The organism is Bacillus sp. SJ-10 (assembly GCF_002843505.1).
Lineage (GTDB): Bacteria > Bacillota > Bacilli > Bacillales > Bacillaceae > Bacillus > Bacillus velezensis.
Window position 1 is genome coordinate 1,770,611 of the sequence record NZ_CP025258.1, and the last position, 24,728, is coordinate 1,795,338.

Genomic DNA, 24,728 nt, shown 5'->3' on the forward strand with positions numbered 1-24,728 from the left:
TGTTTATACGACCGGAAGCACGTTGACCGCGTCCTTAACGTTTAAATATGTCTTTAATGAAGAAAAGCTGGCATCAAGCTGATTCATTCTCATGGCGAGGGAAGGCTTGATCCCGGTGATAATCAATTCCGTGCCGATTAATTTAAGCAGGTGGTGCAATTTGAAAATCCGGTCTGCGGTCTGTTCGTTTACCTCGGCCAGACCTGATAAGTCTATAATTAAGTAATCATCTTTAGATGCGGTTAATATGTCCGTCAAAGTTGTCACGATTGAATCAAATCGTTCTTCCGTTAAGTTTCCCACTAACGGCAAAGCGGAGATGCCGTTTCGGATCGGAACAATCGGCGTTGACAGCGTCGTGATTTCTGCGAGGGAATCCTCAAGGAGCTTTTCGTATTCTTTCTGCTCTGTGATGTCTTTTTGAAAACCGACAAAATAGAGCTTGTCTTCAACATACAGAGGATCAATGTTGAGTTCATTCCAAAATGGGGTGCCGTCTTTTTTGACATTTTTCAGCCGCACCGTGATCTTTTCTTTCTGGTTTAAGCTCTTTCTTATTTTCGCGACTTGTTGACGGTCGGTTTCTTTGCTTTGCAGAAATCTGCAGTTCTTACCTAATATCTCTTCGGAAGAGTAGCCTGTCATATCCATAAATCCCTGATTTGTATATATGATGGGATTGTCCTCAAGAGAGGGGTCTGTAATCACCACGCCGATACGTGCGTGATCAAGCGCCTTTTTGATAAGCTCCAGCTGCTCCAGTTTTCCGAATACATTTGAGTCAGCCATGTAAAACCCCCTTTTGGCCGTAAAGCTGCGCGCTTTTTCAGCCATTGTTTCTCCCCTTTTTAAATGAATCTACAGTAACCGTAGCATAACATATGTTCTGATTCAAGCAGCCGAAGTTTGCAATTTGTCATTCGGGCTTGTCCTCATATACACTGAATATATAAGGGGAAGGCACATCATCGCTAAGTAAGTGACTAGGTCATTGTCACTGGGTGAAAAATGAATCTAATGCATCAAGCTTACCGATCATGTGTTCACATATAATGGAAGAAACAAGCTTTTTACTTTCCTGCTCAATCGCCGGTATGTAGATATCGAAAATCATCGTATTCGTAAGGGGGCTGGATGGCCTGAAGTCGCTTTACTAAATAAGGGCTTTAGGAAGGTGATGAAGATGCTGCATCAGGTAATAATTGCTTGTGTAATTGGAGGAATCATGGGGGTTCTCGGTCATGTGAAAAAGAGAGGCAGGCTGGAGAAACCCAGAATGACAAAGCGGTTTATCTATCTCGGTTTTTTGGAAGATGGTTTTATCGGAATGGCTGCTTCCATCTTACTTGTCTTATCCGCTGACCCCGATTCAGGAATTCAACTCGTCATCTTATCCATAATCGCAGGCTACGGCGGAGAAGCTGTTCTCAGGAGCTTTGATTTTGTCAGAGAACAAAACAGTGATTCGGCCGAAGCAAAACCACACCAGCAAAAAAATCCTCCATCAAAATAATATCCCCGCTCACGACCCGTTCCGGGTACATTCCCATTGTATACAAACCTGCTTGCACTTATGAACAGAATTCTATAAAATACAGGTAAGATTACGGTAGCGATAAGAACAGTGAAGAGGAGCAGTAAGAAGCAGATTTTGCAATCAGAGAGTTGACGGCCGGTGCAAGTCAATCAAGTCTGTTTCCGAACTCGCCTCAGAGTTGCAGCGGCAAAACCGCTGACGCATAACTGCGTTAAAAGTATCAAGTGAGTGCGGCTTAAAAGCGCGCTAACGAGGGTGGTACCGCGGGAAACAAAAATCTCTCGTCCCTTTTTGGGATGAGGGAGTTTTTTTAGTTTTAGAATAATCTGAATATAATCTTCCTCATCCCGTCAATACTTGGACTACATACGCCGTATTCAATCAGAAGGAGGTTTTTACGTTGAGTTTTCAGCACGAAAAAATAGAAAAGAAATGGCAGAATTACTGGTTGGATCATAAAACGTTTGCCGTCAGTGAAGAGAATGACAAGCCGAAGTTTTACGCGCTTGACATGTTTCCGTATCCTTCAGGAGCCGGCCTTCATGTCGGACATCCGGAAGGCTATACGGCAACCGATATCCTTTCGCGCATGAGACGCATGCAAGGATACAATGTGCTTCATCCGATGGGATGGGACGCGTTCGGGCTTCCTGCCGAGCAATACGCGCTTGACACGGGGAATGATCCGGCTGAGTTCACAAAACAAAATATAGATAATTTCCGCCGCCAGATCCAATCACTCGGATTTTCATATGATTGGGATCGTGAAATCAATACGACTGATCCGGACTATTACAAATGGACGCAGTGGATCTTCACTAAGCTGTACGAAAAAGGGCTCGCTTACGTAGACGAAGTGCCGGTCAACTGGTGCCCGGCGCTCGGAACGGTGCTTGCGAACGAAGAAGTCATTGACGGCAAAAGCGAGCGGGGCGGCCATCCGGTTGAACGCCGCCCGATGAGACAATGGATGCTGAAAATCACCGCTTATGCGGACAGGCTTCTTGAAGATTTAGAAGAACTTGACTGGCCGGAAAGCATTAAAGACATGCAGCGCAACTGGATCGGACGCTCAGAAGGCGCAAACGTGCATTTCGCGATCGACGGCACTGATGACACGTTTACGGTGTTTACGACAAGACCGGACACGCTGTTCGGCGCGGCTTATGCCGTACTGGCTCCTGAGCATGAGCTTGTGGAGGCCATCACGACGCCTGAACAAAAAGAAGCGGTAGACGCTTATGTTAAAGAAGTTCAGGCGAAAAGTGACCTGGAACGGACGGATCTTGCGAAAACAAAAACGGGCGTCTTCACGGGCGCATATGCCGTAAACCCTGCAAACGGAGAAAAGCTGCCGATCTGGATAGCGGATTATGTCCTCGCCTCTTACGGAACGGGCGCTGTAATGGCCGTGCCGGCGCATGATGAACGTGATTTTGAATTCGCCAAAGTGTTCAGCCTGCCTGTCAAAGAAGTCGTAAAAGGCGGAAACACGGAAGAAGAAGCGTACACGGGAGACGGAGAGCATGTCAATTCCGGCTTTCTGAACGGACTGAATAAAGCGGAAGCGATTGAAAAAATGATCGCCTGGCTTGAAGAAACGAAAAACGGTGAGAAAAAAGTGACATACCGCCTGCGTGATTGGCTGTTCAGCCGCCAGCGCTATTGGGGCGAGCCGATTCCGGTTATTCATTGGGAAGACGGCACGTCAACAGCCGTTCCTGCGGAAGAGCTGCCGCTGATTCTGCCGAAAACCGATGAGATCAAACCGAGCGGAACAGGTGAATCACCGCTTGCCAACATTAAAGAGTGGGTGGAAGTCACTGATCCTGAAACGGGCAAAAAAGGCAGAAGAGAAACGAACACGATGCCGCAATGGGCGGGAAGCTGCTGGTATTTCCTCCGCTTTATCGACCCGAAAAATCCGGATCAGCTCGCTTCACCTGAGAAACTGGATAAATGGCTGCCCGTTGATATTTACATCGGAGGAGCGGAGCATGCCGTGCTTCACCTTCTGTACGCGCGTTTCTGGCATAAATTCCTCTACGATATCGGTGTCGTGCCGACGAAAGAACCGTTCCAAAAGCTGTATAACCAAGGAATGATTCTCGGGGAAAACAATGAAAAAATGAGTAAATCCCGCGGAAACGTCGTCAATCCGGATGAAATTGTGGCGTCTCACGGAGCAGATACGCTCCGCCTGTACGAAATGTTTATGGGGCCGCTTGACGCATCTATCGCCTGGTCTGAATCAGGTCTTGACGGAGCGCGCCGCTTCCTTGACCGCGTATGGCGTTTGTTTATCGAGGAAAACGGCGAGCTGACGGGCAAAGTGACAGAAGGCGCGGGCGAAACTCTTGAGCGCGTCTATCATGAAACGGTCATGAAAGTGACAGAAAACTTCGAAGCCCTTCGTTTTAACACGGGCATTTCTCAGCTGATGGTCTTCATTAATGAAGCCTACAAAGCGAATGAACTGCCGAGAGAATATATCGAAGGTTTTGTGAAGCTGCTTTCTCCTATTGCGCCGCATTTGGCGGAAGAACTGTGGGAAAAACTCGGCCACGAAGGTTCGATTGCATACGAGGCTTGGCCTGCTTATGACGAATCAAAACTGGTGGATGATGAAGTGGAAATCGTCGTCCAGCTGAACGGAAAAGTAAAAGCGAAATTAATGGTTCCGGCTGATGCTGATAAAGCAGTATTAGAACAGCTCGCACAAGCTGACGAAAAAGTAAAAGAGCAGCTTGAAGGAAAAACGATCCGAAAAATCATTGCCGTACCGGGCAAGCTTGTCAATATCGTGGCAAACTGACCGGACGAAGCCCCTCTCCTACAGAGAGGGGCTTTTTTATCAGGCCTCTATCATAGAAATTGCACCGCAGGCTTTGGTATACTTAACACCATAAAGATGAATGGGAGTGTCACACATTGAAAATAAATGAAATCAGCACAGCCGCACTGGAAGAAAAATTAAAAGCGGGAGAAGAGCTGTATCTGATTGATGTCAGAGAAGACGAAGAAGTTGCCGAAGGAATGATTCCGCAGGCCGTTCACATCCGCATGGGAGACATCCCTGAGAAGATGGATGCGTTAGACAAGGACAAGGAATATGTATTTATCTGCCGTTCCGGAAAAAGAAGCATGAACGTTTGTATGTATTTACATGAGCAGGGCTTCCGTACGGTTAATGTTGAAGGCGGCATGCTGGAGTGGGAAGGCGAAACAAAGCCGAAGAAATAACGCTTTGAAGTGGAAGAAGAAAAGGGACGTGCGTCTTTTTCTTCTTTTTTTATAAAAAAACGGGAGGCGAATCAGGTGAAACCGATGATCCGCGCTATGAAAACAAACGATATCAAACAGGTCCGGCAAGTCGCAGAACGCAGCTGGCATCATACGTATGAAGGGATTATTCCCAGACACATTCAGGATCAGTTTCTCGAATCCGCCTATCAGGATGAGATGATGGAACGCCGGCTCTTGCATTCTCTGTTCTTTGTGGCAGAAGAAGAGGGGCGAGTGCTCGGTTTTGCAAATGTCACTCCGGTTCAAAAAGACGGAAATGCGGAGCTGACCGCCATCTATATTGACCCGGATTGCCAGGGAAGCGGGATAGGAACGGCACTCCTTAAAGAATGCATCAGGCAGTCCGGCGGGGTAAAAAAGCTTTATGTCCATGCAGAAAAAGAGAACCGCATCGCCTTGTCCTTTTATCAAGCGAAAGGGTTTCAATGGGTATGTGAATTTGAAGAAGACTTTAGGGGACACACCTTACAGACGGTCAAACTGGTGCTGAACATATAAAGCGATCCAGCCTTTCCGGGGCCGGATCGCGAATGATCAGTGATAAGCCGGAAGCCGGTCTTTGTGCGCTTCGAATAAGTCATCGCACAAAGATATGATGTCATTCATGGAAAGCTCGGCGCTCGTATGCGGGTCAAGCATGGCCGCCTGATATACAGCTTCCTTTTTTAATGTAACGGCCGCTTCGATGGTTAAAAGCTGTGTGTTAATGTTTGTTCTGTTGAGCGCCGCGAGCTGCTCCGGAAGTTCGCCCGAATAGGACGGCATAATGTGGTTTTTGACGGCTGTGCAAGGCACTTCAACGACCGCTTTCGCCGGCAGATTCGGTATCAGCCCGGTATTCAGCACATTGCCGCCGAATGTGAACGGACGGCCCGTCTCCATCGCTTCTATAATTCTCGAACCGTATTCTTTTGAGCGTTCATGCGTCAGGTTTTGGTTGTTGATGATGCCGTCTCTCATCGTTTCCCAATTGTTGATTTGTTCCGCGCATCTCCTCGGATATTCATCAAGCGGAATTTGGAGTTCATCTATCAGCTCCGGATACCGGCTTTTTATAAAATACGGGTGATATTCGGCATTATGCTCAGATGATTCCGTTACGTAGCAGCCGAATTTATCCATCAGCTCAAACCGCACCATGTCCTTATGTTTCGTCTTTTGTTTTTCGCGTGCCCGTCTTTTAATTTCCGGATATAAATCAATTCCATCTTTTTTAATCTCCAAAAGCCAAGCCATGTGGTTGATGCCGGCAATGCGTTCTTCCGTACCTTCATGATCCATGCCGAGTGAGTCAAACAGATCTTTGGTACATACCTGGACGCTGTGGCACAGGCCGACCGTTTTGACATTTGTATGTCTGAGCATCGCTCCGGTCAGAGAGGCCATCGGATTTGTATAGTTTAACAGCCACGCATCCGGGCAGACCTCTTCCATGTCTTTTGCGATGTCAAATAAAACGGGGATGGTGCGAAGGGAACGGAAAATGCCGCCTATTCCGACGGTATCGGCAATCGTCTGGCGGAGACCGTACCGCTTCGGGATGTCAAAGTCAATAACCGTCGCGGGTTTATAGCCTCCGACCTGAATGGCGTTTATCACATAGCCGGCGTGTTTAAGCGCCTGTTTTCGGTCATCGTAGGAGATGATGGATATACTCGTATTGTAGCGGTCTCTCATGTTTTCCAGCATGAGCTGGGATTCTTTCAGCCGTACAGCGTCAATATCATAAAGCGCGAATTCAAACCCGTTTAATGCTTCAGTCAGTAAGCAGTCCCCCAGTACATTTTTTGCGAAAATCGTGCTTCCCGCTCCGATAAACGTAATTTTCTTCAACAGAAATTCCTCCCTTTTCTTCTCAGCCTTTGACCGCCCCGGAGGACAGCCCTGAGATAAAATATTTTTGAAGCGCCAAAAACAATACGACCATCGGCAGCATCGCCATAATCGCGGCTGCGGCGACTAAGTGAAGATTGTTCGCGTTTTCGCCGAAGAATCCCGCCATGGCCACGGTCAATGTCTGCACCTGTTGATCTTGTAAAAAGAAAATCGCAAATTGGTAATCGTTCCAGATAAACACGCAGGAAATAATGCAGACCGTTGCGGTAATCGGTTTCAACAAAGGAAACACGATTGTATAAAAAGTCCTGATCAATCCCGCGCCGTCCATCCTGGCGGCTTCCTCAAGCTCTTTCGGAATGGAAGAGCGGATAAACCCTGAATATAAGAAAACGGTCAGCGGCATATATGCAGCCGTATTAATGAGAATGGCTGCGGCATGCGTATTGATCAGCCCCGCATCAGCGACCATCTTGTATAAAGGAACCATGGAAGTCAAAGGCGGGATGATCATGATTGAAATCAAAAGGCCGAAGACGATTTTGTTCAGCTTTGTATTTCTTCTTGCGAGCGGGTATGCGGCAAGCGAACCCATGAAAATTAACAAAGCGGCGGAAACGGCTGTAATGATGATCGTGTTCAGAAAGGATTGCCCGAGAGAGGCACGTTCCCATGCTTCACGAAAATTCTGAAATGAAAAGACGGATGGCAGCGACCATTTTGAACTGTAGTCTCCTTTTGCTTTTAATGACGTGGTCAGCAAAATATAAAAGGGGACAATATGAACGCACGAGATAACGGCTGCCAACAGCGTAAAAATCCGCATTCGGGCTGTTTTCATGACATTTCCGTCTCCTTTCGCTTGAAATACACGAGAGCCGAAAAGCTGATGATAAGAATAATGACGGACATAAATACTCCTTGGGCGGCGGCATATCCCGCATCCTGCCGTTTAAAATATAAATCATACATAAACGTCGACATCGATTGAGAGGAATTGCCCGGCCCGCCTGCGGTCAGCGCGAAAATGACATCAAACAGCTTCAGCCCGCCGATGATATTGATGACCATGTTGATGGTGACAGCCGGCATCAATAAAGGCAGGGTGATGGTGAAAAACGGCTGAAGACCTCCAGCGCCATCCATTTTTGCGGCTTCGTAATAATCTTTCGGAATGCTTTGCAGCCCCGCTAAATATACAATCATCGCAATGCCTGCGTATTGATACGTGTTAATCATCACGATAATCCACGGGTTTGCCGCAGGGCTTGCCAAGGCGTTGACAGGACCGATTCCCAGTGCGCCAAGCACATCATTCAGCGCACCCCCGTCATATGAGAAAATAAAATACCAAATGTATCCCATTATCAGCGGACTGATAATGACGGGCAAGTAGATGATCGTTCTTGTGAGCGCCTTCATTTTTAGGCTTTGATTCAAAAGCAGCGCATATAAAAGTCCGAGCATATTCTGAAAAAAAGTGCTTCCGATGCCGTAAAGCAAAGTGTTTTTCACAACAAGCCACGTGTCTGGATCTGTAAAAAGCCTTTTATATTGAGTGACTCCCACCCATTGATACGTTTGTGAGAAGCCGTTCCAGTTTGTGAACGTAATAAAAGCGCCTTTGACAAACGGAAAAATCATGAAAATAAAAACCGTGGCAAGAGCGGGAACGTACATCCACCACAGTGACGCGGGTTTTACCGGCTTTTGATGTTGAAATCCTTGGGTTTCTCTTGCAAGATCACTCATTCTTTTTCAGCTCCCCGTGAATCAGATTGAAGCCGGAGCCGCTTATATTCCCTGCCGAGTTTCGCTGAAATTTCAGCGGGGGTTAAGATATCGGCCATCAGCTCCTGCCCGGCTGTTCCCATCACATCCCACATTCCGTTCGGCAAATAAAGGCGGTCAAAATAAGGCTGCACCTTAATATGCTGATAGCGCTTATAGTCATTTGCGTAGAAAATGTCCGTTTGTACATTCACTAATCCGGCCGGAAGCGAGGTCGCTTCGGCAATTGATTTTGCATGCTCGGGTCGGGCCATAAATGCGATAAACTGTTTCGCTTCTTCAAGCCGCGGGGAATCCTTGAATGCCGCCAGCGTGTAACGTTCGCCTCCGATCCAAACCGGCGCGTCTCCCTTGTGGACGGCCGGGGTCGGTATGATGCCGACTTTTACCTTCGGATTGATTTGAGCGACGTCTTGGCCGAGGGTGCCGCCCTGCAGCGTAAAGGCGATTTTGTTTTGCGCCATCAGTTCAATGAGCTGGGATCGTTTTGCCGTCACGGCATCTATATTGAGCAGGTTTTCCTTTTGCATCTCTTTCAGTTTGTCAGATAAATAGGTGAAGTGTGTCCAGCGGAAGGTTCCGTTTAACAGCTGTTTTTTGTAACGGTGTGCGGGATCTGTGATGAGAAGCGGTGCGGCGAATTGATCGTAATATTGGGCAAATGAGCTTTTCTCATAGCCGGCAAACCAGAAGGGGGTGACTGTTCCGCCGCTTTTTTCTTTAATCTGTCTCAGTGCCTTCATAAAATCATCCATTGTTTCCGGCGGTTTGATTCCGTATTTTTCCAACAACGTGCGGTTGTAGGCCAGTCCGTCCTTTGCCTGATTCAGAGGGAAGGCGTATATTCTGCCTTTGGCGTCTTTGAGCATGCTGTTTAAATTCGGATCGAGCCGCTTCGTCCAAGACATCCCGCTGAGGTCGGCGGTATATTCTCCGTAGCGGATTTTGGCCCAGCCGTGTGTGTCGAAAAGATCGGGCATGTCACCGGCCGCCATTCTGACCCTCATCATATTTTCGTAGTCATTGCCTGGGAAATGAACGTTTACTTGAATGTCCGGATGTTCTTTTTGGAATGAATCAGCCAACTTTCTGAATACGGCGCGTTCGCTGTCTGAGGATATTGTGGAATAGACTGTCAATGTTTTCTGCTTTTCTCCGGCGCCGCTCTGTTCTGCCGAGCAGCCGGGAAGTATCATGCAAGTAAAAGAAAGAAACAAAGCCAGTAAGCGTTTCATCTTTTCCTCCTTTAAATATGATATAAACGCTGCGGGACACGTCACCTCCTTTCTTGTGAGCCGCAGCTTTGTCTGACAATCAATGAAGTGGGGAGCGTCACGGCCAGCGGGACGGTTCTGCCGTTTAAACGGTCGAGAAGCAATTTGACACCCGTCCTGCCCATCTCTTCCGTGTATACTTTTACCGTTGATAACGGCGTGCTGGCGTATTCTGCCTCATCAATTCCGTTGAAGCTGACAACCGCCGCATCGCGCGGGACTTGAAGGCCGGCTTCCTGCAAGGCTTTTAAAGCGCCGACAGCCATCGAATCACTTGCGATAAAAAAGGCATCGGGGAGACTTCCGCCTTTGATGGCTTCATTCATCAGCCGGAACCCTTCGTGCATGCTGTATTCGCCGATCAGTACATGCTCCGGCTCGGCGCCGGCCATTTGTAAGAAAGCGGTCAGACGCTTATCCTCAATCGTTTTATTGCTGTTTACGCCGTCTATGACGGTATGCTCCCGCTCCCGGCCGCCGATATAACCTAGCCGCTGATAACCGAGCGACAGAAGATGTTCTATCGCCTTCTGCGCTGCGGCATAAAAATCCACGCTGACGGAATCGTAGCGGGCGGGATCGGGTGTGCCGTTAACAAATACCGCGTGCCTGAAAGCGGCGCTGATATTCGTAAGCGCCTCGTCTTGCAGGCTGCCGATGACGATGACGCCGTCCAGTTCGTGAAACATATGCTCTTGAAAAGAACCGAGATGGATAGAAGATGTGATAAAAACTTTTTGCCGAAAGCATTCTTCCTCAATGCCTTTTCGGATCGCCGAAAAATAAGGATCCTGCCGTTCTTCTTCGGGTGACAGGCAGCTGACAACGCCGATCAGGGGCGCTGAATCGCTGCGGCTGCGGTTCTTCCGTTTTTTTGCCGACGGCTGATAGCCCAGCTCATCGGCGATCCTCAGAACTTTTTCTCTTGTTTCATCAGTCACGGCCAAAGAGTCATCCTTATTTAAAATTCTCGATACTGTCGCGCTGGATACAGATGCCTGTAAGGCAATATCTTTGAGACGGACCATTTCGCATCTCCTTTTTACTAAATATTTACTAAACAGAAATGACCTGGTTATTGTTAAAATGATATTATCATACGTTAGTAAGCGTTTTCAATAACTATTTTTGGTTGCTTTTAGTAAAAATCAGTAAAAAAGAAAATCTGTTTTTCTCTATCATATTTCAATTGAACCGGAATAAATTGATAGAGAAAGGAGAGGGTGATGTGCTGAAGATAGCTGTTTTTGATGAGGAGCATGAAAAGGATCTGCAGACTGAAGTCAATACATTTTTAAAGGGGATTTCTGATGAACAGCTCGTTGATATTAAATATACGGTAGCGGCGGCCTGTGATCCTGAAGGTGAGCAGCTTTATTGTTTTTCCGCTCTCATTTTATACCGAAAATAAAAAAGCCCGGACGAAATGCCGGGCTTCTTTGTGCATTATGCTTTTTTGACGCGGGGACTTCTCGGTTTTTGGTATTTCTCCGCTTGTTTGATTCCTTTTCTCTCGCTCGCTAATGACTTGTACAGAGACACGATCATCAGAAGGATCACGACTGAAAACGGAACCGCGGCGAGAATGGCCGTGTTTTGCAGTGCGGCCAGACCGCCGGAATATAATAATACCGCTGCCACGGCGGACTGGATGATGCCCCAGATGATTTTCACCCGGTTTGAAGGGTCTAATGAGCCGTAAGACGTTTGCATTCCAAGCACAAATGTCGCTGAATCCGCTGATGTAATAAAGAATACAGCGATCAGAACAAGCGTTAATACGGATGTCACCATTGTCAGCGGATAGTGGCTGAGTGCGCCGAACAGCATCGTATCCGTTGACATTCCCGCGACATTGAATACGCCTTTCTGCTGAAGATCCATCGCGGATACACCGAAGATCGCAAACCATAAGAAAGCCAATATACAAGGTGTCACCAACACCCCGATTAAAAATTCCCGGATCGTCCGGCCCCTTGATACACGGGCGATAAAAATGCCGACAAACGGCGACCAGGATATCCACCAGGCCCAATAGAAAATGGTCCAGCTGTTAATCCATTCGCGTTTTTGGGGATCATTCGGAGACAAGCGAAAGCTCATCTGCACGATATTTTGGATGTATTGGCCGATAGAATCGGTAAATGAGTTCATAATCAGCACCGTCGGGCCTGCAATGAGCATAAAGATCATTAAAATACCCGCGAGCGCCATGTTGGTATTGCTTAAGTATTTAATCCCTTTGCCGATTCCGCTCCACGCAGAAATCAAAAATAACACGGTCACGACAGCGATCAGGATCAGCTGAATGGAAAATGTTTTTGGAATGCCGAATAAATAATGCAGACCGCCGTTGATCTGAGTCGCTCCGAGCCCTAAGCTTGTCGCCACACCGACAACGGTCGCAAACACCGCGATACAGTCAATCGCTTTGCCGATCGGCCCGTTTACTTTATCGCCCAAAAGCGGTGTCAGTGTGCTGCTGATCAAACCGGGCGCGTCTTTTCTGAATTGAAAATATGCGATACATAAAGCGACGACCGCATAGATGGCCCAAGCGTGCAGCCCCCAGTGGAAAAATGTGTACCGGAGCGCATCACGAAATGCTTGGGGCGTTTCTGTTTCACCTGAGGGAGAGCTGATGGCGTAATGGCTGATCGGTTCCGCAGCCCCGTAAAATACCAAACCGATTCCCATGCCTGCGCTGAAAAGCATGGCAAACCATGATAATAAGCCGAATTCCGGTTTTTCCCCGGGTTTTCCGAGTTTTATTGTGCCGATCGGACTCACAATGAGAAAGAGACAGAAACCGACAAATATAGAAACGACCAGCAGATAATACCAGCCGAAAGAATCCGTAATAAATTTTTGTGCCGTATCAGTGACTTGCTGCAGGCTGTCAGGAGAAATGGCCCCCCATAAAACCGCAGCTGCTGTGATGACAATCACAATCCAAAAAACACTGGAGATGTTCTTCTTCAAACGTTCTCACCCTCTGACTATTTTTTTCAATACGCCATTTTGTTTTAGTGTGGTCGTACGATTGCAGATCATTCCTTTCTTCCTATTCCCTCAATCAGGTGAAACAAAACGCAGAAAACTCTATCATGTTTTTGGTCAATTATCAACGGGGACGCTCAGGTAAATGCGCTTTAAACCATTTAGAGCGAGCGTGAGAAACGTCCTGCATTCAAACCGGCGAGACGACCCGTGACAAAGGCTGAAGTGATATTGTAGCCCCCGGTATAGCCGTGAATGTCGAGTATTTCTCCGCAAAAATATAAGCCTTCCATTTTTTTAGACGCCATTTGTTTCGGCTCAATCTCTTTTACGGAAACACCTCCGCCTGTGACAAACGCTTTGTCCAAAGAAAGCGTTCCGTCAGCGGCAACCGTAAATTGTTTGCAGTCTTTGACAAAAGCCCTGAATTGATCCTTCGGCAGTTCCGTAAAGCTTGTCTGCGGATCAAGACCGTTCCGTTCCAGAAGAAAAAGCAGGTACCGTTCCTGCATCCACGGCTTCAGCGCGTTTTTGAGCGCTTTTTTCGGTGCGTCTTTCAGTTCCTTGTGCATCTTTTGAAATAACTCTTCCTCGTTGATGCCGGGAAACAGATCGATGCGGAGTTTGACCTCTGGCTGCTTTTTCAGTTCTTTGACGACAAATTGGCTGCAGCGGAGAATGGCGGGGCCTGACAAGCCGAAATGGGTAAACAGCATGTCCATCACATGTGTGACGATTGGTTTGCCTTTTTTATTCAGGACGCTGACGGCCGTGTTTCTAAGAGACAGCCCCTGAAGTGTTTTTTGTTTAATAAACGGTTCTGACGACGTAACCGGCACTTCCGTCGGAAAGAGTTCGGTCACGGTATGACCGGCCGCTTCCGCCCATGCATAGCCGTCTCCGGTGCTGCCGGTATGCGGGACTGATTTTCCGCCGACCGCGATAATGACGGCGTCTGCGTTAATGTGTTCGTCATTGTTTGTCGTAATGCCTGCTGTCCTGCCGTTCTCGTACCGCACTTCTTTGATTTTTTCATTTGTGCGGATGGTGACATTCAGTTGTTTTAATCGGTTCAAAAGCGCATCGACAACGCTTTGCGCTTTGTCCGTCACCGGGAACATGCGCCCGTGGTCTTCTTCTTTCAGCTGAATGCCGAGTTTTTCAAAAAAGGCGATGATATCTTCATTATTAAATTCGGAAAACGCGCTGTATAAAAAGCGGCCGTTGCCGGGGATGTGTTTGATGATTTCTTCAACGGGGAGGCGGTTGGTCACGTTGCAGCGCCCGCCGCCGGAAATCGCCAGCTTCCGTCCCAGCTTGTTTCCTTTATCGATTAATAATACGTCCGCCCCTTCTTCGCCTGCGGCAATCGCAGCCATTAAACCGGACGGACCGCCGCCGATCACAATCACGTCATAATGTTTCATATTTCATCAACAACTTTCTTTTTCACGTATAATAGGCGGAAATGTCCGCTTTCTGCTATTATAGCGAAAGAAAGGGAATCCTTAAACGTATTTTGTTTTTTAAAGGGTTTTCCCAAAAAGTTTCCCGCTGTAATTATTACCGTCTAATTGCCCAGTTGTGTTAAAATAGAAAAGTTGAATCTTCGTAGAAAATGGTGATGAGGAAACATGTCAAGCAAATTGTTAAGGGGCACGTTCGTGCTGACGCTCGGCACCTATATATCGCGGATTTTAGGGATGATTTATCTGATCCCGTTCGGAGCGATGGTCGGAGCGACGGGCGGAGCTTTGTTTCAATACGGATATAATCAATATACACTGTTTTTAAACATTGCCACGATGGGATTTCCCGCCGCGGTTTCAAAATTTGTCTCGAAATATAACTCCAAAGGAGACTATGAGACGAGCAGGCGGATGCTGAGAGCGGGAATGTCGGTTATGCTCGTAACCGGGATGATCGCTTTTTCAATTCTTTATATTTCGGCGCCGTTTTTTGCGGAAACATCTCTCGGCGGCACGAGTAACAACGGACTTACGATTGACCACGTCGTTTATGTCATCCGGATGGTCAGTCTGGCACTTTTGGTCGTGCCGATTATGAGTCTTGTGCGCGGTTTTTTCCAAGGTCACCAGATGATGGGGCCGACAGCCGTTTCACAGGTTGTGGAGCAGCTTGCCCGGATCATCTTTTTATTGGGCGCAACGTATTTGATTTTAAGAGTGATCAACGGCGGCCTTGTCATCGCGGTCGGATACGCGACTTTCGCGGCGCTGATCGGATCATTCGGAGGGCTTGTCGTCCTTTATATTTACTGGAATAAGCGGAAGGGCGATCTCCTGGCGATGAAGCCGAATCTCGTCCCGTCTGCGAACTTAAGTTATAAAAAAATGTTCATTGAGCTTTTCAGTTATGCCGCTCCTTACGTATTTGTCGGACTGGCGATTCCTTTGTATTCATATATCGATACGAATACGTTTAATAAAGCGATGATTGCGGCGGGCCATAAGGATATCAGCCAGGACATGCTTGCGATTGTCACCCTTTATGTGCCGAAGCTTGTTATGATCCCGGTTTCTCTGGCGACCGCTTTCGGTCTGACGCTGATTCCGACGATTACTGAATCGTTTACGAGCAGGAATTATAAGCTTTTGAACCAGCAGATTAACCAGACGATGCAAATCATTCTGTTTTTGGTTATTCCCGCCGTTGTCGGGATGTCCGTGTTATCGGGTCCGGCCTATACGTTCTTCTACGGCTCTGAAAGTCTTCGCCCGGATATCGGACAGGATATATTGTTCTGGTACGCGCCTGTCGCGATTCTGTTTTCTCTGTTTACCGTAAACGCCGCGATCCTGCAAGGGATTAATAAACAGAAATTTGCTGTCGTGAGCCTTTTCATCGGCGTCATTATAAAAGTGGTGCTGAACGTGCCGCTGATCAAGCTGTTTCAGGGGGACGGGGCCATCTTGGCAACGGCGCTCGGTTATATCGCTTCTCTTCTGTACGGTTTTATCATGATTAAGCGCCATGCGGGCTATTCGTATACGGTACTTATAAAACGGGTCATTTTAATCGCAGTCCTGTCCGTCCTGATGGGAGTCGCGGTCAAGCTGACTCAATGGCTGCTCAGCTTCTTTGTAACATACCAAAGCGGCCAGGTGCATGCGGCGATTGTCGTCTTTGTCTGCGCCGCTGTCGGCGGTGCGGTGTACATGTTTGCCGCGTACCGAATCGGATTTTTACAGAAAATGTTTGGAAACCGTCTGCCCCGCGTTTTGAGAAGAGGCAGGCATTCCGCCCATTAAGAATAATGAATAGTCCGCTTATCGCGGGCTTTTCTTTTTAAAGGAGAGGATCAGGATGAGACTTGATAAGCTGCTTGCCAACAGCGGATTCGGCTCAAGAAAAGATGTGAAAAAAATCGTCAAGGCTGGGGCTGTCATGATTGACGGAGAGCCGGCGAAAGATGTGAAAACCCATGTCGATCCGGAAAAACAGGACATCACGGTATACGGAGAGCCGGCAGATTATCGTGAATTTATTTATGTCATGATGAATAAGCCGCAAGGAGTGCTGTCCGCTACCGAAGACAGCCGCCAGCAAACGGTGGTTGATCTGCTGACGCCTGAAGAACAGCGATTTGAACCGTTTCCGGCGGGACGTCTTGATAAGGATACGGAAGGCTTTTTGCTTTTGACCAATGACGGGCAGCTCGCTCATCGCCTGCTTTCTCCGAAAAAGCATGTGCCTAAAACATATGAGGTCCGGTTAACTTCACCCCTGTCACCGGAAGACATCGTTCATCTGGAAAGAGGCGTCGTCATTGAAGGAGGCTATAAGACGAAGCCGGCAGCCGTTGAAATCATTACAGAAAGCCCGGATGAAACGGTGATTCACTTGACCATTACAGAAGGCAAATATCATCAGGTGAAGCTGATGGCAAAGGCTGTCGGAAATGAAGTGGCTTATTTGAAGCGGCTTTCGATGGGGGCTGTTTCTCTTGACCCGGATCTTAAACCGGGAGAATTCCGCGAGCTGACTGAAGAGGAGCTCGAAACGCTGAGAGGCGCTGAAGTGTAATCGATATCAGAAAAGCCCAAAACAGATTTGTTTTGGGCTTTTTATATAGAGGAACAAAAAACAAGGCAAAGACGCTGCTTTGCCTTGCAGCATGTCAGGCCGAAAAGGGCCTTATGTAATTGTTCGCTTAAGATGTAATTTTCACTTTTTTTCGTGTTGTCTCCCACTTGCCTCGGCTAGGACTATGAACAAGATCATTGTATGCTAACACATTTAAGTCTCGCTGAATGGTTCTAGGTGTAATGCCGAATTCATCAACCAGTTCCTGTGTTGTCACAAGGCCTTTTTCCTGGATGAACATGTAAACTGATTTAATCCGAGTCAGCATACGATTTGTTGAAGGTTTCAAAAAACCACTCCCTATCATAAGATCGGATGGACTTGATATACCACAACTTTCGACTCTAAAACTTCGTACGAATAAGCAACAAAGGATGACATTCTGTTTTTTCTCTTTTAACTGCCTCCATTATACACGATATGGACGACATGAATCTAGGAATAAGCGCAGATAATTTTTTCCAAATGGGTGCCGCCTTGGTGCATTACTATGTCCGGTCCGCTTTTATTATTATGGAAACTGAAACTTTTTTTATACATGTCCGTATGAAAACGGGGGAGTGAGAAGTTTGGGAGAATTATTGAATGCAAACATTGTCTGCGCCGGTTATGCTGACAGGCCGAAGGTGATTTCTGATGTATCTCTGTCAGTCAACGCTGGTGAAATTGCCGGTTTAATCGGAGCGAACGGCGCGGGGAAAAGTACAGTGATAAAGGCGGTTCTCGGGCTGTCCCGGGATATAGAAGGCGGTATTGAGTGGAATGATTCATCTTATGCTTACATACCGGAGCGTCCGAGTTTTTACGATGAACTGACGCTTTGGGAGCACCTCGAGCTGACCGGGTCATTGCGGGGTATAGAAGGGGAAGAATGCCGTGAGCGGGCAGGGCGGCTGCTTGAAGAGTTTTCGCTGACTTCTGTAAAACATGATTTGCCTTCCGGCTTTTCAAAAGGGATGCAGCAAAAATTGATGCTCATACAGGCATTTTTGGCGAAGCCGGATATTTACATCATTGATGAGCCTTTTATCGGACTTGATCCGATCTCAACGAAGCTGTTTACCGACATGCTGATTGCTGAGAAAGAAAGGGGCGCGGGGATTTTGATGTGCACTCATGTTCTGGATACGGCGGAAAAAATCTGCGACCGGTTTTATTTGCTGGATCAGGGCGCTCTGCTTCTTCAAGGCACGTTAGAGGAGCTTCAGGAAAAAACGGGGAGCCGTTCACTGCTGGATTGCTTTTATTCAGCGGTTCGGAGCAGTCAGCGATGACCGGGCGGGCTTTGTTTTTTCAAAGGCTGTTTCATTATTGGCGCTATCAATGGAAGGTGTTCCAGACGGTCATTGATTGGACGGTCGCGCTGTATATCGTTCTTCCCGCTGCCGCATTTGCCGTTTATCAATATGCTGATTGGCTGAACGGCAGGGGGCTTCTTAATGGAGCGGCAGGAGTATTAGGGTGGGGCTGGCTGTATGTATTCAGTGCCCTGCTGTTGTGCACGGGTTTTATTCATACCTTTTTGCTGGAAGCGGATCACGTATTTTTGGTGCATGCAAAACATCTGATGCAAAAGCTGAAACGGTATGCGCTTTTGTATTCGATGTTCCTTTCCCTTATCAAATGGGGTGCGCTTGCCGTATTGTTATTTCCCTTATGGCGCCAATACGGTGACTGTACCTTACCGGCATATTCAGGTATGTTTTGCTGTCTGTTCGGCTTCCATACTGCAATATTAGCGGTGCACCGGCACAGAAAAAACAGCAGGCGGACATTCGGGAATCAGGCGGCGGGCTGGCTGAAAGTGATGGTTCTGATGGCGGGGGCGTTTTTTATGATCGTCTTTGCCGCCGAATGGTATTGGCTTTGGCCGGCGGGCTGTATATTGTTCATCTGTTCCGCTCTTTTGACTTGGAAAGGGACGGAGACATTATCAGCCTTTGAGGAAGAAGTGCTTGAAGAGAACAGGCGCAAGCTTTCATTCGCGGCCTCTGTTTTGATGCTCAGCCATGATGTGCAGCTCCCGAATGGTAAAAATAAAGGGCGGAGCAAGCCGTTTTTATATCCCGGCTCAAAGCACATCTTTACAAAACGGTCGGCGTATACGGCGTGGAAAGAATTGTTCTTTAAAGTGCTGATCCGAAACGGCGGGTATCTCCGGCAGCTTTACCTTTTAACCGCGGCTTTTACGGCTCTTATTCTCGTTCTTCCGCTCTTAGTGAAGCCGGCAGTCCTTATTTTATTTGCGATCGTCAGCCGCTATGCCGCGTCGCTTTTATTTGACCGGATCACGGATAAACCGGTTTTAAGCGGTATCAAGAGAGACAGTGATGACTATTTCAGGGCGCGAAACAGCGCATTAACCGTCATTCAAATCATCTGTTCCGCCTGGTGTCTCATTGCCGCGATTCTTTCCGTTCTTTATATGTGAAAATCCCTTTCCGAAAAAGGAAAGGGATTTTTCTTAATGTCCGTTCAAAATAAAAAGCTGAATAAAAAACAGCACGGCGAAGATGATGACTAGAGGATGGATTTCGCGCCATTTTTTCTTAGCTGCTTTAACAAGCGGATATGAAATGAAGCCGAGTGCGATTCCGGTTGAAATACTGGACGTTAAAGGCATCGCCAAAATGACGAGAAAGGCCGGGAACGCTTCATCAAGCTCATTCCAGCGGATATTTGAGACTGCGCCCATCATCAGGCTGCCGACAATAATCAGAGCCGGTGACGTAATCGCGGACACTTCCGATAAGACGCTGACAAGCGGGCTGAAAAACATGGAAACGGCAAACATAACGGCTATCGTCAGCGCCGTCAGACCCGTTCTTCCGCCGGCCGCCACACCTGCTGAAGATTCAACGAACGCGGTCGTCGGGCTGGTGCCGAAGATGCTTCCCACCGTCGTAGCGGTCGAATCAGCCAAAAGCGCTCTTCTGGCATTCGGCAGCTGATTGTTTTTGATCAATCCCGCTTGTTCGGCGACACCGATCATGGTGCCGGTCGTGTCAAAAATCGTAACGAGAAGAAAAGAAAACACAACGGCGTACAGACCGTGATGCACGACATCCCCGAGGGCACCGAACGGATTTGTGATCAAAAGCCCCTCCGGCAGGTGCGGGAAGGACATGAATCCTTTCGCGAAATGGATCTGTCCGGTCAAAAAGGCAATGATAGCGGTCAGCGCCATTCCGATGAACAGAGCCCCGTTTACATTCAGCACCATCAGTACAATACTGATGATAAGTCCGATAAGCGTTAAAATGACGGCGGGCGAATGAAGATCGCCGAGTGCGACCAGATTAGATTTATCAGCGGTGATGATTCCGGATTGGCGTAAGCCGATAAAAGCGATAAATAAGCCGATGCCGGTCGTAATTCCGTATTTTAAATTGTCCGGAATCGCTTCTATAAGTTGTTTTCTTAAAGGCGTTAACGATAAAATAATAAAGATGACTCCCGCGATAAAAACGGCGCTGAAAGCCGTCTGATACGTAATGCCGCTGCCTGTGCCGACAACGTGAAAGGCGAGATACGCGTTTAAGCCCATGCCGGGGGCAATGGCGATCGGAAAATTCGCAGCGAGAGCCATCCATAAAGTTCCGACAATGGAAGCGATAATCGTCGCGGTGAACACCTGGTCAAACGGAATTCCCGCATTGGAAAGGATCACCGGATTGACGACAATGATATATACCATTGTGAAAAAGGTGGTCAATCCCGCGGTAATTTCTCTTTTTATTGTCGTTTGATGCTTGTCGAGATGAAACATAAGTACCTCCAATGACGAACATTTTTTCAAAACATCATCTATATTATTCGTTTTATCGACATTTTGCAAGTCTTTATCAAGAAAGGGGATTTGTGATGAACTGGGAAGTTGAAGTCATCAGAAACAAAGAAGATCTGATCCGTGACACGCAGAAGTTTTTGCAGATCAACAGCGTAATGGACGAAACAACAGCCGGTCCCGGCCGGCCGTTTGGAGAAGGCGTCAATGCCAGCCTGACGTCACTGCTGGAATTCGGTGAAAAAGAAGGCTTCACCGTAAAGAATCTTGACGGCTATGCGGGCCATATTGAATGGGGAACGGGTGACGAAATCGTCGGCGTTCTGTGCCACGTCGATGTCGTTCCGCCCGGAGACGGCTGGACGAGCGATCCGTTTTCAGCCGATATCAGGGACGGCCGGATATATGCCAGAGGCGCCATTGATGATAAAGGGCCGACAATGGCGGCGTTTTATGCGCTGAAAATCGTCAAAGACATGCAGCTTCCTTTATCCAAACGCGTGAGAATCATCATCGGAACGGATGAAGAAAGTGATTGGAGATGCGTGGATCACTACTTCAAACACGAAAAAATGCCTGACATCGGCTTTGCTCCTGACGCGGATTTTCCGATCATTAACGCGGAAAAAGGAATTATAGATGCGTCACTGCGCATTGCAAAAAGCGCTTCTGATAAAGACGCAAAAAACGGGCTTCTGTCCTTCCGTTCAGGACTGCGCTTGAACATGGTGCCGGATGCGGCTGAAGCGGTTATTGAAGGGAACGGTCTTGATGCCGTGCACGCATATTTCAGCAAATGGCTTGAGCAGTCAAAAACACAAGGTGAAGCAGTTTCGGAAAATGGAAAACTGACGCTTCGGGTATACGGAAAATCATGCCATGCGATGGAACCGGATAATGGTGTCAATGCCGGCTTAAAGCTTGCTGAATGCCTTAACGGAACGGAGCTGGATGGAGCCGGAAAGCACTTTGTCAAAACCGTCAGTGACTATTTTTCAAATGATACACGAGGCAAAAAACTGAAAATTGATTGCAGGGATGACATCAGCGGAGAGCTTACATTGAATGTCGGCACCTTTACATACAGAAAGGGTGAGGAAGGAGAACTCGGCATCAACATCCGTTATCCCGTCACTTCAGACAGCAAAGTCATCCGTGATGCTTTTACGTCTGCTGAAGAATTCAGGCTTGAAGAATTTAAAGACAGCAAACCGCACCACGTTTCTGCCGATCATCCGCTCGTAAAGACGCTTCAAAAGGTTTACGAAGGACAGACGGGAAAGAAAGCGGATCTGATTTCAATCGGCGGAGGAACGTATGCGAGATCCCTTTCGGCGGGCGTCGCGTTCGGGCCGCTGTTCCCCGGCCGGCCTGACAGCGCGCATCAAAAGGATGAGTACATTGAAATCGATGACCTTCTCCGGTCAACCGCTTTATACGCCGAAGCCATTTATGAGCTTGCCAAGTGATAATAAAAAGGGACGCCGAAAGCGGCATCCCTTTTTATCATTCAAATGACCATAAATCCGTTGATAAATAACGTTCCCCCGTATCGGCCGTCATACAGATGACGATCTGTTCGGAAGGGAGGCGTTTTGCGGTTTCAATGGCGGCGAAGCAGGCGGCGCCTGAAGACGGGCCGACGAGTATACCTTCTTCCCGGGCCAGACGACGTGTTGTCGTATAAGCATCTTCATCAGATATTTTCATGATTTCATCGTAAACGTCCTGATTCAGTATGCCGGGAATAAATCCGGGGCTTGTCCCGACAAGCTTATGAGCGCCGGGTTTTCCGCCAGACAGGACGGGAGATCCCGCGGGCTCGGCCACATGAACAATCATATCCGGGAAAAGCTCCTTCAGCGTTTCTCCGGTTCCGGTAATGGTTCCGCCCGTTCCCGCCGTTGCCACAAAAGCACCGAGCGGTCTGTTGAGCTGCTGAACGGCCTGATAGATTTCAATGGCGGTCGTTTTTCGGTGGGCATCTGGATTAGCGCCGTTATCGAATTGCATCGGGATAAAACTTCCCGGGATCTGTTCGGCGAGTTCTTTCGCTTTTTTGATGCTGCCGGGCATTCTTTCCGCCCCCGGTGTTAACACAACCTCCGCGCCGTACGCTTTCAGGAGGTTGATGCGTTCTTTCGTCATCGTGTCAGGCATGACGAGGATTGCCTTGTAGCCGCGCGCCGCCGCGTTCATCGCCAGGCCGATGCCTGTGTTGCCGCTTGTCGGTTCAATGATGACAGAGCCGGGTTTTAAATGCCCGCTGTTTTCCGCTTCAATGATCATATTGTAAGCCGCTCTGTCTTTGACACTGCCGCTCGGGTTAAACGATTCTAATTTTAAATAGACCTGTGCTGCATGTTCTGGCTGAAGGCGATTGAGCTTTACGATCGGTGTGCCGCCGATCAGCTCCGCCGTGCTGTTTACGATTTTCAAGGCCGGCTCATTCCTTTCTGTATAAAACGTTCAGTACATAATATCCTATCATAATGAGCGGACAGGGTTCTCCTCTCCGCTTATCCGTTTTATAATAACACCATAACCAAAGAGGGGGAGATCCTCGTATGAAAGCTTCATTGCCGCATTATTTTATCGGCATTCCGATTCCGGCTGACATTGCTGAACCGATTTGGGAAGCAGCCAAAAAGGAGCCGGCGTTATCATTCAAAAAATGGGTGCATCCGCATGACTATCATATTACGCTCATTTTTCTAGGAGCCGCGGATGAAGAACGGCTTGCGAAATTATCGTCTCTGCTCGCAGATGCAGCGTCGGCAGCGCAGCCGTTTACCGTACAGTTTCAGCATCTGGATATTTTCGGCGACCGCAGACAGCCGAGAGTGCTTCACCTTGAGCCCGAACGGAATGAACTGCTCTTTGATTTGCGGGAAAAAACAAAACAGGCTGTTTTGAAAGCCGGTTTTCAAGTGGAAAAACGGCCGTATCACCCTCATATGACGATGGCGCGGAAGTGGGCGGGAGACCGGCCGTTTCCTGACGATGTGCCGTTTGAAAGCGGCAGGGTGCAAAGTGCCGTCAGCCGGTTTTCCCTGTTTCAGACCCATCTTGACCGGTCGCCTAAATACGAAGAAATCGCACAGTTTCAATTGACATAAACAAATATTCGGAGTGGAGAAATCACATGGCACAGATCATCAAAATTCACGACTGCATATCCAGATATGAACTTGATCCATATCATTATATGAACCAGTTTATTCGGCTGAAGAAAGAACGCTGGGAGGCGCTTCTTGAAGCGTTTGACCGGATGACGGAAGAAAAAGAAACGGAAACGGCTGCAGGCGGGGAAACCGATCAAGCGCCGGCCAGGAAAAAATTTTCCTTGAAAAAGAGAAAAGAAGAAAATACGGCCGATATAAATGAAAAGAGGCACCAATGGTTTGATGAGCCGGAGGGAGAAGAGGCGCTGTTCGGGAATCTTCCGTCTCAAAAGTCTGAGCTCGCGCCTTTTTTCAAAGATCAGCTGTATGACTTTCAATTAAAATGGGCGAGCTCCACGCTTTCTCAAAAGTCTGAGCTTTCGCAGGCGGTCAAAAGGGACAGGATGTTAAAAATGCTGGCTCAAAAGCTGCCCGATTCCTATTTTGTGATGTATCATCCGGTTCTCCAAATTCAGCAGGCGTCCGTCGAACTGAGCATGATCATCATCTCGCCGCTGGAGATTTTCTGCGCCGCTTTTATGGAAGCGGAAGAGGACAGCGTATATATCGGATCAAAACACCGTTTTTGGGAAGAAAGAGGCTCCGGCAGCACGCGCCAAGTATTGAATCCGTCTCTCAGCCTGCACCGGACGGGCTCGGTCGTTTCGCAAATCGTAAAAGAAAAGCAGGCCGACATTCCCGTGCGGAAGCTTTTGCTCAGCAGAACGTCTTATATTGATTACCCGGAGCCGCCGTACGGGCTGGAAATAGCTCATAAACGGACTGCCGCAGAGTGGCTGGAAAAGCAGCAGAAAAATACGGCGCCGATCAAGCACCACCAGCTGAAGGCGGCGAAGGCTCTTTTGTCTTACGGCTTGAGCGATTCAAGCCGGAGACAGGAATGGCTTGATTAAAACGGACGTTTG

23 protein-coding genes and 1 other annotated feature are annotated in these 24,728 nt (G+C 48.0%); of the genes, 12 read left to right on the forward strand and 11 right to left on the reverse strand.

What is annotated here, in order from left to right; genetic code table 11:
* Positions 1–3 precede the first annotated feature (3 nt).
* Positions 4–789, reverse strand: coding sequence for a YtvA family blue-light photoreceptor (locus CXL14_RS09075; protein ID WP_022553638.1), 786 nt, complete (start codon positions 787–789; stop codon positions 4–6).
* 388 nt (positions 790–1,177) lie between these two features.
* Here CXL14_RS09075 and CXL14_RS09080 point away from each other — a divergent pair, with 388 nt between their 5' ends.
* From CXL14_RS09080 to CXL14_RS09095, 4 genes are all read left to right on the forward strand, one after another.
* On the forward strand, positions 1,178–1,513 hold the full coding sequence (locus CXL14_RS09080; RefSeq protein WP_015418038.1) for a DUF4257 domain-containing protein: 336 nt from the start codon (positions 1,178–1,180) through the stop codon (positions 1,511–1,513).
* Between the two features lie 102 nt (positions 1,514–1,615).
* Positions 1,616–1,829 (forward strand) — a binding site (T-box leader).
* A gap of 108 nt (positions 1,830–1,937) precedes the next feature.
* Positions 1,938–4,352 carry a leucine--tRNA ligase gene (gene leuS / locus CXL14_RS09085; protein WP_014418679.1) on the forward strand — a complete coding sequence of 805 codons (2,415 nt, stop codon included), beginning with the start codon at positions 1,938–1,940 and terminating at the stop codon, positions 4,350–4,352.
* A gap of 116 nt (positions 4,353–4,468) precedes the next feature.
* Positions 4,469–4,780 (forward strand): rhodanese-like domain-containing protein, encoded by a 312-nt coding sequence (locus CXL14_RS09090; protein WP_007613212.1) that lies wholly within the window; start codon positions 4,469–4,471, stop codon positions 4,778–4,780.
* A gap of 84 nt (positions 4,781–4,864) precedes the next feature.
* On the forward strand, positions 4,865–5,341 hold the full coding sequence (locus tag CXL14_RS09095) for a GNAT family N-acetyltransferase (RefSeq protein WP_014418678.1): 477 nt from the start codon (positions 4,865–4,867) through the stop codon (positions 5,339–5,341).
* Positions 5,342–5,377: 36 nt separating this feature from the next.
* Here the strand turns inward: CXL14_RS09095 and melA are convergent, their stop codons facing one another.
* Genes melA through CXL14_RS09120 form a run of 5 tightly spaced genes read right to left on the reverse strand, consistent with a single transcriptional unit; the run spans position 5,378 to position 10,772 of the window.
* Positions 5,378–6,676 carry an alpha-galactosidase MelA gene (gene melA / locus CXL14_RS09100; RefSeq protein ID WP_014418677.1) on the reverse strand — a complete coding sequence of 433 codons (1,299 nt, stop codon included), beginning with the start codon at positions 6,674–6,676 and terminating at the stop codon, positions 5,378–5,380.
* Positions 6,677–6,698: 22 nt separating this feature from the next.
* The gene (locus CXL14_RS09105) at positions 6,699–7,520 is read right to left on the reverse strand and encodes a carbohydrate ABC transporter permease (protein ID WP_014418676.1); all 822 of its coding nucleotides are present in this window, start codon (positions 7,518–7,520) and stop codon (positions 6,699–6,701) included.
* Positions 7,517–8,431, reverse strand: coding sequence for a carbohydrate ABC transporter permease (locus tag CXL14_RS09110; RefSeq protein ID WP_014418675.1), 915 nt, complete (start codon positions 8,429–8,431; stop codon positions 7,517–7,519). The genes CXL14_RS09105 and CXL14_RS09110 overlap by 4 nt, the downstream gene beginning before the upstream one ends.
* Positions 8,428–9,705 (reverse strand): ABC transporter substrate-binding protein, encoded by a 1,278-nt coding sequence (locus CXL14_RS09115; RefSeq protein ID WP_007408801.1) that lies wholly within the window; start codon positions 9,703–9,705, stop codon positions 8,428–8,430. The genes CXL14_RS09110 and CXL14_RS09115 overlap by 4 nt, the downstream gene beginning before the upstream one ends.
* Before the next feature lie 41 nt (positions 9,706–9,746).
* Complete coding sequence (locus CXL14_RS09120; protein ID WP_014418674.1) at positions 9,747–10,772, reverse strand: LacI family DNA-binding transcriptional regulator; 1,026 nt, start codon at positions 10,770–10,772, stop codon at positions 9,747–9,749.
* 200 nt (positions 10,773–10,972) lie between these two features.
* Between CXL14_RS09120 and CXL14_RS09125 the strand changes: the two genes are divergently transcribed.
* Positions 10,973–11,155 (forward strand): sporulation protein Cse60, encoded by a 183-nt coding sequence (locus tag CXL14_RS09125; protein ID WP_003152309.1) that lies wholly within the window; start codon positions 10,973–10,975, stop codon positions 11,153–11,155.
* Between the two features lie 35 nt (positions 11,156–11,190).
* On the opposite strand, the gene opuD is transcribed toward CXL14_RS09125, so the two are convergent.
* Both opuD and CXL14_RS09135 read right to left on the reverse strand, forming a co-directional pair.
* On the reverse strand, positions 11,191–12,726 hold the full coding sequence (gene opuD, locus CXL14_RS09130) for a glycine betaine transporter OpuD (protein ID WP_014418673.1): 1,536 nt from the start codon (positions 12,724–12,726) through the stop codon (positions 11,191–11,193).
* A gap of 179 nt (positions 12,727–12,905) precedes the next feature.
* Positions 12,906–14,171, reverse strand: coding sequence for a BaiN/RdsA family NAD(P)/FAD-dependent oxidoreductase (locus CXL14_RS09135; RefSeq protein ID WP_014418672.1), 1,266 nt, complete (start codon positions 14,169–14,171; stop codon positions 12,906–12,908).
* A gap of 207 nt (positions 14,172–14,378) precedes the next feature.
* Between CXL14_RS09135 and CXL14_RS09140 the strand changes: the two genes are divergently transcribed.
* Positions 14,379–16,016, forward strand: a complete 1,638-nt coding sequence (locus CXL14_RS09140) for a putative polysaccharide biosynthesis protein (protein ID WP_014418671.1) — start codon at positions 14,379–14,381, stop codon at positions 16,014–16,016.
* Between the two features lie 55 nt (positions 16,017–16,071).
* A complete protein-coding gene (locus tag CXL14_RS09145) occupies positions 16,072–16,791 on the forward strand; it encodes a pseudouridine synthase (protein WP_007408795.1) in 720 nt (239 codons plus the stop codon).
* Positions 16,792–16,918: 127 nt separating this feature from the next.
* Here CXL14_RS09145 and CXL14_RS09150 read toward each other — a convergent pair whose 3' ends face one another.
* Positions 16,919–17,140, reverse strand: coding sequence for a DeoR family transcriptional regulator (locus CXL14_RS09150; RefSeq protein ID WP_003152337.1), 222 nt, complete (start codon positions 17,138–17,140; stop codon positions 16,919–16,921).
* A gap of 280 nt (positions 17,141–17,420) precedes the next feature.
* On the opposite strand from CXL14_RS09150, the gene CXL14_RS09155 reads away from it, so the two are divergent.
* A complete protein-coding gene (locus CXL14_RS09155) occupies positions 17,421–18,125 on the forward strand; it encodes an ABC transporter ATP-binding protein (protein ID WP_014418670.1) in 705 nt (234 codons plus the stop codon).
* Entirely contained in the window at positions 18,122–19,282 is a 1,161-nt protein-coding gene (locus tag CXL14_RS09160; RefSeq protein ID WP_014418669.1) for an ABC transporter permease, read from the forward strand. Before CXL14_RS09155 ends, CXL14_RS09160 begins: the two co-directional genes overlap by 4 nt.
* Positions 19,283–19,315: 33 nt before the next feature.
* Here the strand turns inward: CXL14_RS09160 and CXL14_RS09165 are convergent, their stop codons facing one another.
* Positions 19,316–20,620, reverse strand: coding sequence for an NCS2 family permease (locus CXL14_RS09165; protein WP_014418668.1), 1,305 nt, complete (start codon positions 20,618–20,620; stop codon positions 19,316–19,318).
* Between the two features lie 95 nt (positions 20,621–20,715).
* On the opposite strand from CXL14_RS09165, the gene pepV reads away from it, so the two are divergent.
* Positions 20,716–22,107 (forward strand): dipeptidase PepV, encoded by a 1,392-nt coding sequence (pepV, locus tag CXL14_RS09170; protein WP_014418667.1) that lies wholly within the window; start codon positions 20,716–20,718, stop codon positions 22,105–22,107.
* A gap of 37 nt (positions 22,108–22,144) precedes the next feature.
* Here the strand turns inward: pepV and cysK are convergent, their stop codons facing one another.
* A complete protein-coding gene (gene cysK, locus CXL14_RS09175; protein ID WP_007408789.1) occupies positions 22,145–23,077 on the reverse strand; it encodes a cysteine synthase A in 933 nt (310 codons plus the stop codon).
* Between the two features lie 128 nt (positions 23,078–23,205).
* Between cysK and thpR the strand changes: the two genes are divergently transcribed.
* Positions 23,206–23,757, forward strand: coding sequence for an RNA 2',3'-cyclic phosphodiesterase (gene thpR / locus CXL14_RS09180; RefSeq protein ID WP_012118221.1), 552 nt, complete (start codon positions 23,206–23,208; stop codon positions 23,755–23,757).
* Between the two features lie 26 nt (positions 23,758–23,783).
* Positions 23,784–24,716 carry a hypothetical protein gene (locus CXL14_RS09185; protein ID WP_101287771.1) on the forward strand — a complete coding sequence of 311 codons (933 nt, stop codon included), beginning with the start codon at positions 23,784–23,786 and terminating at the stop codon, positions 24,714–24,716.
* Positions 24,717–24,728 lie beyond the last annotated feature (12 nt).